12 protein-coding genes and 1 pseudogene are annotated in these 12,740 nt (G+C 51.7%); 6 read left to right on the forward strand and 7 right to left on the reverse strand.

What is annotated here, in order from left to right:
• Positions 1–343 precede the first annotated feature (343 nt).
• The 5 genes and pseudogenes from BMZ56_RS23385 to BMZ56_RS26035 all read left to right on the forward strand — a co-directional run.
• Positions 344–856: pseudogene (locus tag BMZ56_RS23385) on the forward strand (RNA polymerase sigma-70 factor); the annotation flags it as partial.
• A gap of 118 nt (positions 857–974) precedes the next feature.
• Positions 975–1,970 (forward strand): FecR family protein, encoded by a 996-nt coding sequence (locus tag BMZ56_RS23390; RefSeq protein ID WP_090631712.1) that lies wholly within the window; start codon positions 975–977, stop codon positions 1,968–1,970.
• A 120-nt stretch (positions 1,971–2,090) separates the two neighbouring features.
• Positions 2,091–5,300, forward strand: coding sequence for a SusC/RagA family TonB-linked outer membrane protein (locus BMZ56_RS23395; RefSeq protein WP_090631714.1), 3,210 nt, complete (start codon positions 2,091–2,093; stop codon positions 5,298–5,300).
• A 25-nt stretch (positions 5,301–5,325) separates the two neighbouring features.
• Positions 5,326–7,005, forward strand: coding sequence for a RagB/SusD family nutrient uptake outer membrane protein (locus BMZ56_RS23400; protein WP_090631718.1), 1,680 nt, complete (start codon positions 5,326–5,328; stop codon positions 7,003–7,005).
• Between the two features lie 2 nt (positions 7,006–7,007).
• Positions 7,008–8,516, forward strand: a complete 1,509-nt coding sequence (locus tag BMZ56_RS26035) for a metallophosphoesterase family protein (protein ID WP_090631721.1) — start codon at positions 7,008–7,010, stop codon at positions 8,514–8,516.
• A 40-nt stretch (positions 8,517–8,556) separates the two neighbouring features.
• On the opposite strand, the gene BMZ56_RS23410 is transcribed toward BMZ56_RS26035, so the two are convergent.
• Complete coding sequence (locus tag BMZ56_RS23410; protein WP_090631723.1) at positions 8,557–9,123, reverse strand: dihydrofolate reductase family protein; 567 nt, start codon at positions 9,121–9,123, stop codon at positions 8,557–8,559.
• 177 nt (positions 9,124–9,300) lie between these two features.
• On the opposite strand from BMZ56_RS23410, the gene BMZ56_RS23415 reads away from it, so the two are divergent.
• The gene (locus BMZ56_RS23415; RefSeq protein ID WP_143073008.1) at positions 9,301–9,672 is read left to right on the forward strand and encodes a response regulator; all 372 of its coding nucleotides are present in this window, start codon (positions 9,301–9,303) and stop codon (positions 9,670–9,672) included.
• A gap of 27 nt (positions 9,673–9,699) precedes the next feature.
• On the opposite strand, the gene BMZ56_RS23420 is transcribed toward BMZ56_RS23415, so the two are convergent.
• From BMZ56_RS23420 to BMZ56_RS23440, 6 genes are all read right to left on the reverse strand, one after another.
• Positions 9,700–10,113, reverse strand: coding sequence for a DUF4143 domain-containing protein (locus tag BMZ56_RS23420; protein ID WP_090631727.1), 414 nt, complete (start codon positions 10,111–10,113; stop codon positions 9,700–9,702).
• A 163-nt stretch (positions 10,114–10,276) separates the two neighbouring features.
• Complete coding sequence (locus tag BMZ56_RS25505) at positions 10,277–10,450, reverse strand: hypothetical protein (RefSeq protein WP_177195284.1); 174 nt, start codon at positions 10,448–10,450, stop codon at positions 10,277–10,279.
• Entirely contained in the window at positions 10,440–10,664 is a 225-nt protein-coding gene (locus BMZ56_RS23425) for a hypothetical protein (protein WP_177195285.1), read from the reverse strand. The genes BMZ56_RS25505 and BMZ56_RS23425 overlap by 11 nt, the downstream gene beginning before the upstream one ends.
• 280 nt (positions 10,665–10,944) lie before the next feature.
• Entirely contained in the window at positions 10,945–11,418 is a 474-nt protein-coding gene (locus BMZ56_RS23430) for a DUF5675 family protein (protein ID WP_090631732.1), read from the reverse strand.
• Positions 11,419–11,429: 11 nt separating this feature from the next.
• Complete coding sequence (locus BMZ56_RS23435; protein ID WP_090631735.1) at positions 11,430–11,987, reverse strand: DUF6266 family protein; 558 nt, start codon at positions 11,985–11,987, stop codon at positions 11,430–11,432.
• Between the two features lie 85 nt (positions 11,988–12,072).
• On the reverse strand, positions 12,073–12,714 hold the full coding sequence (locus BMZ56_RS23440) for a DUF6266 family protein (protein ID WP_090631738.1): 642 nt from the start codon (positions 12,712–12,714) through the stop codon (positions 12,073–12,075).
• Between the last annotated feature and the right edge of the window lie 26 nt (positions 12,715–12,740).

Consider the following 12,740-nt stretch of genomic DNA (forward strand, 5'->3'; position numbering starts at 1 on the left):
CGTTAAAAATAGTACTAATTTTTTTAGTATAAAAATTTATTTGAAAAATTTGTGAAAGGATCCCGGTAATCGCGAAAACGCCCTGTGGGGCCTCTTCCCGAACAAAACACGCCATCGGGCTGTGTATGCGCCCCTAAAACCGACAGGAGTTACTGCAATATCATTTCTGTTTGAACAAGCGAAAACTTAGATTTGTGAAAATAAACTTTTAGTTAACACTTTCTTAATCGCAGAAATTTAGGTTTGCTACAATTTTGTTGATGACAATGGCAGAGCTTGGTGATGAACTACTCATAAAACGGATAAAAGCTAACGATCAGAAAGCCCTCGAGCTTCTTTTCGAAAAGTATTATTTTCCCTATGCCACTTTGCGAAATCATTCGTCGTCAGCACCGATCTATCCGAAGAAATTGTGTCTGACGTATTCCTGAAGCTCTGGCTCAACCGCGAGAAAATCGAGATCAGAAGCAGCCTGAAAGCCTACCTGTTCATTGCCATCAAAAACCAGGCGCTCAATCTGATCAAAAAGAACCATTTTCCGTTTGAAAACCTCGATCACAGCGAAGTGCATGACCTACAAACTGAAAATTCGGCCGAGCAGCCAGTCACGTACGCTGAAACCGAAAAAGAGCTTTTGGCCATCATTGACCAACTCCCGCCCCAGCGCAGAACCATTTTTAAATTAAACCGCATTGAGGGACTGATGTACAAGGAGATTGCCGAAGTGCTCTCTATTTCGGTCAATACCGTGCAGAAGCAAATGGTCGAAGCCATTAAATACGTATCCAAATACAAATCGCAGTTTTATCAGCTCTGTATTAACGGCCTTACACTAACCACCTTCCTCCTCTCCTAGCGAGATTTCATACGTTACATACCCACAACCTACTGTTAACAAAAATTTAACCGCCACCAATGGTAGGTAGGGGCAAAAAAAATTGTCATGTCCTTGAAAACCCGTTAATACGCTAACAATGGACAAAAGCACCTTTTTCGAATTAGCCACCAAAATATTGGCCGGGGAAGCCTCAGCAGCGGAACAGGAAAAATTCAATAGCTACCTGCGCAACGAGGAATACCTCAAACTCTACAACTGGTTGCGGGAAGAGTGGCAAAAAGAACTTAAATACAAGCCGGGCGAATTCGATCTGGAAAGAGGGCTTCGCAAACTGCGGTCCAAAATCACCGACGCAACCGAAGCGGATACCCGGCAACAATCGTCCATTTTATCCCTGAAACGCGTCCTTCAGGTTGCCGCAAGTTTACTCGTGCTCGTGAGTATCTCCATTTTGGTCTATCGGCTGAATGCGCCTCACCACGTAACACAACAGACCGATCGGGTCACGGTATCGGCCCAAAGGGGCGAACGGAAGACCTTTGAACTGCCCGATGGATCAGCCGTGTCGCTCAATTCCGGCGCAACCATCCAGTATCCCGCGGCCTTTTCCGGAGATCTCCGGGAAATCCACTTAACCGGCGAAGCCTTTTTTGACGTAACAACGGATAAAAAAAGACCGTTTGTGGTAACGGCAGGCGGATTCGAAACCACGGTACTGGGCACCTCCTTCGATATAAACCATACGGGTGGAATGATCTCCGTAACCGTAGAGACAGGCAGGGTCCGGGTGGCCAAGTCCGGCCGCCACGAGGAGGTCATCCTCGAAAAAGGCGAGCAAGCCACCTTCGATCGCTCCGCGGACCGTTTCCGCAAGACGGCGGTAATTGCAGCAAAATACACCGAGTGGAAAGACCATACCCTCCGGTTTGACGAAATCACCGTCAGGGAAGCCTTCGAAAAAATGGAAGCTTGGTACGACGTGACGATCCAATGTGATTCAGCAGCGCTGCTCAACCGCACCATCAAAGGAACCTACCACAATGAATCGCTGCAGAACGTATTGGACGACCTAGCTTTTATGATCGATATGACGTACACGTATCAAAGCGCAGACACACTCATTATTCACTAACCAAATAGACTCGATATGGAAAAATAAACACGGCCGAAAAAAGAAAACCGGAACTGCTGGTACCAGTTCCGGCATTAAAGAATCAACGTATTAAAAATCCTCTTTAATTATCGCAAAATAATGAAATTAATTCGACTTTCCACCCTTGCCTTTCTCCTGTTACTCGCATGGAGCCTAACGCCCCGGAATGTCTACGCGCAACATGAGCGTAGTCCGACGGTAACCCTTAACGTAACCAATATCACACTGGACCAGCTTTTTAAACAGCTTGAAGCCACCACGGGCTATCAATTCCGGTATACCGACGACGTGATCCATGCCAGGCGACTATACACCTATGATTTTACCAACGAAAAACTCAGCACCGTGCTGAATCAAATCGCGAAAGACAGCGGCCTGGACTACAAAATCCAGGGAAAAAACATCACCCTCAGAAAAGGCGAAAAGAAAAAGGTGGAGGGTAAGGTTACCGATGCCGAAGGAACGCCTTTAATGGGGGTATCGGTCATGGCCAAGGGTACAGCGTATACCGCTTCGACCAATGCCGACGGTATGTATTCGATTACGGTCCCATCGGGAACCACCCTGCAGTTCTCATCCGTGGGCATGGAAACACTGGAAATGGAATATACCGGCCAGCCCCGTTTGGACGCAGTTATGACCGAGGGCGCGGTGGGACTGGAAGAGGTGGTCGTGGTGGGTTATGGCACGCAAAAGAAACGAGACATCACCGGAACGGTTGCTTCACTTCCGATGGAACGGCTGGAAATGGCTCCAAACGTCAATCTGACCCAAGCCATACAAGGCGCGATCCCCGGCGTACAGGTCTCTACTTCGTCAGCCGGAGCCGCACCCTCGCAATCCGTCATGATGCGGGGCCGGAATTCCATAAAAGCCAGCACTTCCCCGCTGGTGGTCATCGATGGGATCGCCGGAGGGCTTGGCGACGTCAACCCCAACGATGTTGCTTCCGTCGAGGTGCTGAAAGACGCCTCCGCTGCGGCAATTTACGGATCCAGGGGAAGCAACGGCGTCATTCTCGTCACGACAAAATCGGGAAAGGGCGGAGACACCAAGATCCGATACAACGGCTATTATTCCATGCAGCGGTTTGCCAACCTACCGGACATCATGAAGGGAGAAGAATTCTACCGTTTCAAAATGGAACGGAATCCCGAAGCCTTCACCTCTTCGGAACTGGACATCTACGAATCGGGGGAATGGGTCGATTGGCTGGACCTGGCGCTGCGCAATGGAAAAAGCACGCAGCACAATCTTTCTTTTTCCGGCGGATTCAAGGAGACGCAATATTACATTTCCACCGGGATAACCGATGTAACCGGACTGGCCGTCAATGACGATTACCTGAAATTGACCTCCCGGATCAACGTGGATACCAAATTCAAGAACTGGCTGACCGTGGGTACCCGCACCCAGCTTGCCTACACCGATGCCGGGGGTATTGCGCCTACCTGGGATGGAGACCAGGGTGTATTCTGGATGAACCCGTTTACCAAAGCATACGACGAAAATGGCGAACTGACCATTTACCCATGGCCTGAAGACACCTATTTCCGCAATCCGCTGATGGGGACGCTCGCCAAAAATATCGACGAATCGTACCAAGTAGTATCCAATAATTATGCGGTTGTCGACTTTCCGTTTGTGAAGGGGCTGCAATACCGGGTCAATGCGGGAATCCGGTTGGGGTTCTCCAACGATGCCACCTATTACGGGCGGAATACGCAGCGCGGACTTTCCAACAGCGGCGACGCCGCAACGAGCCGAGGGTTATCCCGGAATGTGGTGATCGAAAATATCGTCAATTATAACCGGGAATTTGGCAAGCACAGTGTTTTCGCTACCGGACTTTACAGTTTTGAAAACCCCCGAAGCAACACCAACAGTGTGGACGCACAAGGCTTCCCCAACGATTTCCTGACCTGGTATTCCGCACCCCAGGCCGAACTGGTTGTCCCCGGGTTTTCAAATACCGAAACCTCGCTGCTATCAAGCATGCTGCGCATCAATTATGCCTACGATAGCCGGTATCTGCTTACGCTGACCGGGCGCAATGACGGCTATTCCGGGTTTGGCGCGAAAACAAAATGGGGCTTCTTTCCCTCATTGGCTGTTGGCTGGAATATTTCCCGGGAAGACTTCTTCGGATGGAACGACGTGGTCAATGAGCTGAAACTTCGGGCTTCGATCGGGCTCAGTGGAAACCAGGCGATTTCGGCCTATGAGACCATTTCCCGTCTCTCTTCCGAGGATATCGTGGCCGGATCAACCACGCTGCCGGGGTACGTCCCCAGCAAACTGGGGCAGGACGACCTCGGCTGGGAAACCACAAGAACGTTGAACCTGGGCCTCGATTTTGGGATCCTGAACAACCGGATTATCGGAGACGTCAATTTTTACAAGTCGAACACCTTCGACCTGCTCCTTGACCGGACCATCTCTCCCATATACGGCGTAAGCTCCATCACCCAGAACATCGGCCAAACGGAAAACAAGGGACTGGAAGTATCGTTTACCTCCCGGAACCTAACCACGGAGAATTTCCAATGGGAAACCACCGGAAATATCTCTTTTGTAAAGAACAAAATCGTTTCCCTTTACGGGATGCTGGATGAGAACGGAAATGAAATCGACGATGTTGCCAGCACCTGGTTTATCGGAAAGCCCATATTGGTGAATTACGGCTATAAATGGGACGGTGTCTGGCAATTGGATGAAGCCGAAGAAGCCAAGGCTTACGGAACCCAGCCGGGGTATATCAAAATCAAAGACGTCAGCGGGCCGGATGGTGTACCAGATGGCGTGCTTTCCCCCGATTACGACCGGGTCATCATCGGGCAGCGAGATCCGAAATATATCTGGGGGATGAACAATTCGTTTTCGTACAAAAACCTAACACTCAATGTGTTTATCCATGGCGTGCATGGGGTAACCAAAAACAACACGCTACTGAACGATACGGACGTAGATCAAGCCGTTCGGATGACCACCACCAAAAAGAACTGGTGGCGGCCGGATAACCCGACAAACGAATGGTACATGAACACATGGAATGCCAACCTTCAGGACGGGAAAAGCGCAGCTCCTTATGAACACGCAGGCTTTGTCCGGATCAAGGATGTTTCAATCGCATACGATTTCGCGAAAAGCGCTTTGTCGCGTTACGGTATCGGCAAATGCCAGCTTTACCTTACTGGCAGGAACCTCTTTACCCTCACCCGATTCGGGGGGATGGATCCCGAATTGAACGGACAGCGGAATATTCCCCTGCAAAAGGAATACGTGATCGGCTTAAATCTTGAATTTTAATTGTAAACGCTTCATAGTATAGCTAATGAAAAAGTTGTTAAACATTGCCTTTGTTTCCGCCATCGTATGGATTGCGGCAGGTTGTTCCCAGGGTTGGCTGGACGAAACGCCACCCCACTTGATCACCGCTGAAACCCTGTATACAAACCTCGATGGATTTGAAGCAGGCCTGAATGGATTATATTCACTGGTTAGAAGGGAAAGAGAAGCAGTTAATGGTGCCAGCAATAACCTGACTGCGATGATTGCGACCGTTGGAACGGACAATTTAGTCGCCCACAATTCCGCTTATATCGGCTCCATCACGCAAAATTGGAAAAGCCTGAACGTTTCCACCAATTCGGGCCTCTCAGGTGTTTTTCTGTGGTTATACAAAATCGTGAATGCCGCCAATACCATTATCAACCGGGCAGAAAGCGGAACGGAAGTTGACTGGACCGGCGGCGGCGCAACCCCCGAGCAGAACAAAAACCGGGTCATTGCAGAAGCCAAGGCATTGCGCGCATGGGCATACCGGCACTTAACGTTTTGCTGGGGCGATGTGCCCATGTCGCTGGAAGAAGCCCAGGGATCTGACATAAAAACGGACTGGGAACGCACCCCCCGGGCGGAAGTCCGCAACCAGATAAAAGCAGACTGGCTGTTTGCCGAGCAATACCTATCCGCAGAACCTGCCATACGCGGAAAAATTAGCAAAGGCGCTGTTCAGCATTATCTTTCCGAATTATACCTGACGATAGGCAAGCCCGACAGCGCGTTGTATTGGGCCGACCAGTGCATCAACACCCCGGCCTATAAACTGATTACCGAAAGGTACGGCGTGAAAAGCAATGAACCCGGTTCGGCTTTCATGGATATGTTTTATGAGGGCAATTCGAACCGCGAAGAAGGCAACACCGAAGCCCTTTGGGTATGGCAATGGGAGTATAACGTGGTAGGAGGCGGCGGGAGCCTGATGCGGAGGGAATACAGCAACACCAATTTCAACAGCCAAATCAAAATCGGCGGCATTGCGCCGCTGCAATACACCGTGGAGCGGGGCGGTCGCGGAATCGCACGTGCGCTTCCGTCGCAATGGGCCATCAATCTGTACGAACCCGGTGACGTCCGCGGTTCCAACGACGCCATACGCACCTATTATATCCTGAAGGATGCCATACAGAACGCGCCCGGCGAGGCCGACCGATTACCTTCCGGATACAACTACGGAGATACCGTCAAGTTGGATTGGTCGGAAGACCTGGTGTATACCACCAAGAGTTCCCGCAACGACTGGCCGTTTATCCGGAAATGGGATAACACCATTTCCGCCGACCTGCAAGCATCGTTACAGTATAACGACCAGGTGTATCTCCGGCTGGCTGAAACCTACCTGCTCAAAGCAGAGGCCCAGTTTAAACAGGGTAACAACACCGGGGCGGCAGAAACCCTCAACATCATCCGGAGAAGAGCGCAAGCCCACGAAATATCGGCCGCTGATGTTACCCTGGATTTCATCCTGGACGAGCGCTCGCGGGAATTAATTACGGAAGAACACCGCCGCTACACCCTGATCCGGACGGGAAAATGGCTGGAGCGGGTGCAAGCCCACAATTTTGCCGGCGGAAACCAGACCGCCACAGCGCGGGATACGCTGTACCCGATTCCCCAGGTGGTAATCGATGCCAACCTGACGAAAGAAATGCCACAGAACCCCGGTTTTTAGTCATGAAACGGAACCATATCATTCTATCCGTCACGATTTGCCTGCTGGCGTTCGGCCTCCGTACGGCGGCCAACCAGATTGTGTATCCCTGGCGTGCCTGCCCGGCAATTGTACCCGTAGGCAAATCCATCGACATTCTCTATGATAACCCGGCCGCACTGCCGGTAGACTCGGTCATCCTCTCCGGACCCTATAACCGGGTGATCCTTTCTGCAGATACCATCCAAAGCGGCCGGTTCGAATACGATTCCTTCACCCAAGCAGCGGTCGGTACGCTGATCCGGATTACGATACCCGAGGGCACGCCCGAAGAACTGTACGACCTGGTTGTCAAAAGCGGGGGCGAAACCAACGTCTCCCGGCGGTCGGTCAAGGTACTCAACGCCTTCCGCAACCCGCATCGCTTCATCCACATCAGCGATCCGCATATGTCGCGGCAATGGGTCGGCACGCCGGAAAATGGATACGCCAAGGAACTGGAACTGCTCGATCGGTTTATCGAGGTGGCCAACATCATCCATCCCGAATACGTCATCGTCACCGGCGACATCATCCACGATTATACCCGTTTCGATGCCGATTCATTGGGTTGGGGCGGTGTCGTTCGCTCCGGATTTGACCATCCGCCGCTGGCGGAAGAGAAATACAAGAATTTCTTTGAAGGAGCGCATGGATTTTCGGGCGTTTACGGATTCGACGCCCCGGTGTTCTCCATCCCCGGCAACCACGATTTCTACGGCCCCAAGGCCGATGAATACCCCGCCAAAGCCGCCCAGTGGAATCGGTTGATGGGCAAACGCGTGTATGGCTTTTCCTACCTCGATACGCGCATCGTCGGCTCGGATGACTACCTGGGCGATCCCGTTGTCGACATCCCCGATCACGCGCCGATGTCGGGACTGCAGGGAAAACTGCTGGACAGCTTCCTGAACACCGAAGGCCCCGGCAAGCTGCGAATCATGGCGCAGCACCGTCCCGACCGCGTGGACACCGCGTTCATGAACCGCCACCGGATCAACATCCTGCTCAATGGCCACAGCCACCGGCCCCACGAATCGCTTGTCGGCACCACACCCACGCTCAACATCCGGCCGGGCGCCGTCTGCCGGAGCGGGGAAATTGCCAACTGGGAAAAAATATTGGGTTTCTTTCGCCTGTTCACAGTCGATGGCGATACGTTTCACCATACGCCACCCCTCCGATTCTGCGAAAACCCGACCGCACCCTACGACCAGCTTCTGCTGAACCTGACGCTGGAATTCAGCCAGGACAATACCGGACGGTCAGCCGCCAACGAAGCGGTGCTAACCAACCGGTTTGACCTGGATCTGCCGGATTGTCACATTCGGTTTGTGATGCCCAAAAACAAAGACGGGTATCGCGTGTCCGGCGGCGAGGTCTATCAAACCATCGAAAATTCGCGTGTGGTGGTGCTGGACGTCCGTGCCGACGTAAGCGCCAACAGCCAAAAAACGGTTACCGTTTCTGCTCACGGTACGCAGGCCGATTAACAGACAATCCCCGGTCCGGATTGATGCCGGACCGGGGATGTTATACGGATCCAGCCGTGTGTTTTGCAGGCTCGTAGTACAGCACGATGGCACCGGAACCAAATGTTTCGGTCTTTATGAGCTTCAGAAAGGTCATATCGCTACTGTTTTTAAATAACGGCAAGCCTTTTCCCGCGATCATGGGGTGGACACAGAGCTGGAATTCATTAACTAATTTAAGTTCCGTTGCGGCCGCAATCAAACTCGGGCTGCCTATCAAAATGTCTTGATCCGATTGCTGCTTGAGCGCCAACACTTCTTCTTCGAAACTCCGCGTTGCGATTCTTGCACTTTCCCAATCCACCTTTTTTAGTGTCCTGGAAAATACAATTTTGGGAACGCTGTCCATGATCACCGCGAATTCATCTATTGCCCGGTTACCGGTCGGATTTTTGACGATCGGCGGCCAGTACTCCATCAGCTGGTAGGTTATCCTTCCGTATAGAATGGTACCGGTGCTGCTTAACAGGTCACTGTAATGCTCATGCAATTCATCGTCTGCAATTCCGTACGTGTGGTCGCAAAACCCATCAAGCGTCATGTTGATTGCTGCTATTAGTTTTCCCATGCTGTGTTGTTTTAATCGTCGCTAGACAAAGATACCATTGGCATTTGGCAATGAGGCTGGGAAAAGGAGACAACCTGCAGGGGTGGAAAAGACATTAATTTGTCCGACTCTTACACAATAAAACCACCTATTTTCAGTTGCTATTAGTGAAGCTTGACCCCTATTCTGATCGAAAAAATGAAAAAGAAAATTTTGTATGCCGAAGATGACGGCGATATGCAGGAGGTTGTCGCCGAATTCATGCAGTTTGAAGACTACGAAGTGATCACCGACAATGGCAAAACGATTGGAAAAAAACTGGAGCAGCATGCGATCGGTTTAATTTTACTCGACGAAAACCTAACCTGGGGCTGGGGAAGCGACATTTGTGTGCTCCTGAAATCCGATGAAAAGACGGCCGACATACCGGTGATCCTGATTTCGGCTCTACCAACGATCGATGAAATCGCGGAACGGTGCGGCGCGGATGGCTACATCCGTAAACCGTTCGATATTTACGACGTTATTGATGTAGTTAACGAATACTATCGGGAGCCGCGGGAATTTTAAAATTCTGGTTACCGGCAAAAAGGGAGATTAGCGCCACAGATTGAGCAATTTCTCCGTATAATCGACCATGAACAATGGAATGTTTAACATGCCATTGTCCATTTTCAGGTTTCTTAAGGAATACCGAAGTCGTACGGGTGGGTTATAGTGCTGGTTATAAATAGTGAGACTTCGACCCCTCACGTTTTCTTCTGCCTTGACTTCAATGGGAATGATGTCATTTTTCACCTGCAACAGAAAATCGACCTCAGCTTGATTCCCTGACGTCCAATACCGAGGTGTGCCTTCAAAACAAGCTACCAGATGCTGCAACACAAAATTTTCGGTCAGCGCCCCTTTAAATTCAGTAAATAGCCGGTTGCCTTCCTTGACGGCAATGGGATCCAACAAGGAGAGCCGACGCAGCAGCCCGACATCCAGGAGGTATGTTAATAGTATCACGTATTAACTGCCAAAAATGTGATTTTTTTCACATAATAGACAGTTAATCTGTGAGCACGATAGCCATAAGGTACCTGTATTCTCAGCGGGAAACGCGATAAAAAAATCAAGCCTGAAGAGCCGCGTAAGCGATCTCTTCAGGCTTGAAGGAGACCTCAGCCGATTACCGGCGTCTTCGCCATAAACGTTGCAGCAGCCACGTCACCACGAAGCTCACCACGGCACCGATGGCGGCGAGCAGTGCTGTGCGCAGCACATCGTGCACACCCAACTGGCCAATGACGCTTAGCAGCGTACCACTTGTCGTGCCGATACCAAGCTGCTGGTTAGTCTTCATCGCCTTCCCTCCTATCCTTGGCTGCGCCTTCCACCGCTTCCAATACACCCAGTGCCAATGCAAGGTATTTGGCTACCACTACGAGTTTGGGCGGCAGCTTCAGCGGTGATGCAATGACTAGCTGGCTCGCCACCGCGAGTCCTTCTTTGATTCGTTCGTAAATTGTCGGTTTTCCCGCTTCGGGTAGGCCGACTGTTTCTTGGTTTTCTTTCATCTCTTTGTTGTTTTCGGTAGTCGTTTTGGGTGCGCTTTGGTTACGCAACGCAACTGGAACGCTCGTTTCACTCACGCTCCTAGGTTGCTTATGCGCATCCAAAGTCGCCCCAGTGTTTTCTACATCGATTTAAGACTCGTGCCCGACGTCGAATCTGGAGCACTTATTTCTTCCCTAAGCAGCTTAGTAAGCCCATAAGGAACCTAGTGACGTGACCAAACCGAACGAAGTGAGCTCATGAACGCCGTTGAAAAGCAAGCAATGAGTGAATAACGGAGCGTTACAGTTCCGGTGGGCTTGCTAACTGCGTCCCTTTCTCCACCACAACCCGATCGTTACCCCGTTCAATCTCCTCCACCAGCAGCGGATACACATATTTATACGCCGCTGCCGAGTGTAGCACCTGGTAATCACCATCCAGCCGCTGCCAGTACGAGCCCGTCAGCGGACAACCCACGGTTTGCGTGTGGTAATTGCCGATGTGGATGAATACCAAACTATAGTTCGGGATTCCCGTGATCTCGATCATGCCCCGGTGCAGGCGCGGGTACTTGGGTGTATACTTGGCATTCATGCCTGCCCATGTGTTGAGTCGCAACCTATATTCGCCTTCCGGTATGCACGTAAGGCCCTGTATTTTCTCCATCCGGATGCTATCTTCCAGCAAGTAGCAGCAGAAAAGGCTGCCGATGTATAAGTGGCTAAGGGTACTGTTCTTCCCCTGAGCCACACGGATGATTTTTATCTGTTCCATCTTTCCGCTCCCTAAAATTCGCCCAGATACCGGCTATTCGACCATTTCCGCCTGTCGCGGTCGTGCGTCATCAGGTAAAGATGCACCGGCTTGTCCGCCAGAAGGGGTGGCAGTTGCAATGCAACAATACCTTCTTCGCGAAGGCACTCCTCATCGTTGATCCCTGCCACGCGCAGTCCGGGATGGTATGCACAGAGCACCAGGCAGTCGTCCCAGGCCAGATTCAGTCCTGTGATATCGCCCATCTGCGATGTTGCTTCCACCCGTATCAGCGCCCCTTGGCGGCTCACCTCAATTTCCACCGGATTCTGCAGTATGCCTTCGCTCAGCCGTACCTGTGCCGGATTGACATATTGATTGGGGTACGCTCCCTCTACCGCCCGCAGTAGCAGGTAAGACATGGCGCGGCCATGCGCGGTTTTCCCTTTCTGTTGGGTAGCAAAGCCCTGGGCAACGATTGCAGACAACGGCCGCAGGAATTCACCTGCCAGTTTGAAGCGTTGGCGCACCGCCAGTCGGCCATCGATCGATCCCGCCAGCTTCCGTTTGTTTGTTAAAACTTGTCTCATTTTTCTTGCTGATTACGGAAGCCGGCCGTGTGCCACCTCCCCAAGGGTAGCATGTCACACGGCACGGTTTCCGGGGTTTAACGGATTAGCCCAGGGTTACCTCACCGAGGTACACGCTTTTGGACACATTCTTATCCTTGCGGTCGGCCGTGAACAACCACACGTGCCCCACTCCCGACTGGAAATGCGCGGGCAGCGTGATGGTCGCCGAGCCATCCATCCGCTGCGGCGGCTCTGGCGTGGTCATGAACTGGTCGGTCCCCGGATGGTACAGCACAATGTACACCGCGTCATCCGCTTCCTGCTTATACACCTTGTTGAGCGTCGTATCCCACGACACGGTGAGCTCGCCGTCGGCTACGGTGGCAGACTCTGCTCCGCCGGCCGAGTACCCCTCGGCAATGCGGATCTGCCCGTAGTCCAACTCATAATCCGGGTAACTGCCCGTTACCGTCCGGTTGATGTTGTCTTTGAACGCCACATTCATCGGGGTCTGGGTATCTGCACGGCGCTGTCCGTAGCCGATCCGGATAAACGGTGCCACCGGCAGGAGAAAACGCATCAGCAGCGTGAATTTCGCCTGTTGCATCAACTGCTCTTCGGTGGCCGGTTTCGTCCGTTTCTTGTACAGCCCCTTGATGTAATCGATGCTTTTCCAGCTGCTGCCGATCACACTTCCGGCTTTTCCTTTGAAGCCTCCGTTGGCTCCTCTTCTGATTACTCCCATTTTCTGGTTTCCTTTCTTTTAGTTTT

It is taken from the genome of Parapedobacter indicus (genome assembly GCF_900113765.1).
GTDB lineage: Bacteria > Bacteroidota > Bacteroidia > Sphingobacteriales > Sphingobacteriaceae > Parapedobacter > Parapedobacter indicus.

Bases quoted from the DNA above. Each gene is read 5' to 3' on its own strand.
- BMZ56_RS23400 (WP_090631718.1), top strand. From the start codon at position 5,326: ATGAAAAAGTTGTTAAACATTGCCTTTGTTTCCGCCATCGTATGGATT.
- BMZ56_RS23425 (WP_177195285.1), bottom strand. From the start codon at position 10,664: ATGAAAGAAAACCAAGAAACAGTCGGCCTACCCGAAGCGGGAAAACCG.
- BMZ56_RS23395 (WP_090631714.1), top strand. From the start codon at position 2,091: ATGAAATTAATTCGACTTTCCACCCTTGCCTTTCTCCTGTTACTCGCA.
- BMZ56_RS23430 (WP_090631732.1), bottom strand. From the start codon at position 11,418: ATGGAACAGATAAAAATCATCCGTGTGGCTCAGGGGAAGAACAGTACC.
- BMZ56_RS23435 (WP_090631735.1), bottom strand. From the start codon at position 11,987: ATGAGACAAGTTTTAACAAACAAACGGAAGCTGGCGGGATCGATCGAT.
- BMZ56_RS23390 (WP_090631712.1), top strand. From the start codon at position 975: ATGGACAAAAGCACCTTTTTCGAATTAGCCACCAAAATATTGGCCGGG.
- BMZ56_RS25505 (WP_177195284.1), bottom strand. From the start codon at position 10,450: ATGAAGACTAACCAGCAGCTTGGTATCGGCACGACAAGTGGTACGCTG.
- BMZ56_RS23415 (WP_143073008.1), top strand. From the start codon at position 9,301: ATGAAAAAGAAAATTTTGTATGCCGAAGATGACGGCGATATGCAGGAG.
- BMZ56_RS26035 (WP_090631721.1), top strand. From the start codon at position 7,008: ATGAAACGGAACCATATCATTCTATCCGTCACGATTTGCCTGCTGGCG.
- BMZ56_RS23440 (WP_090631738.1), bottom strand. From the start codon at position 12,714: ATGGGAGTAATCAGAAGAGGAGCCAACGGAGGCTTCAAAGGAAAAGCC.
- BMZ56_RS23410 (WP_090631723.1), bottom strand. From the start codon at position 9,123: ATGGGAAAACTAATAGCAGCAATCAACATGACGCTTGATGGGTTTTGC.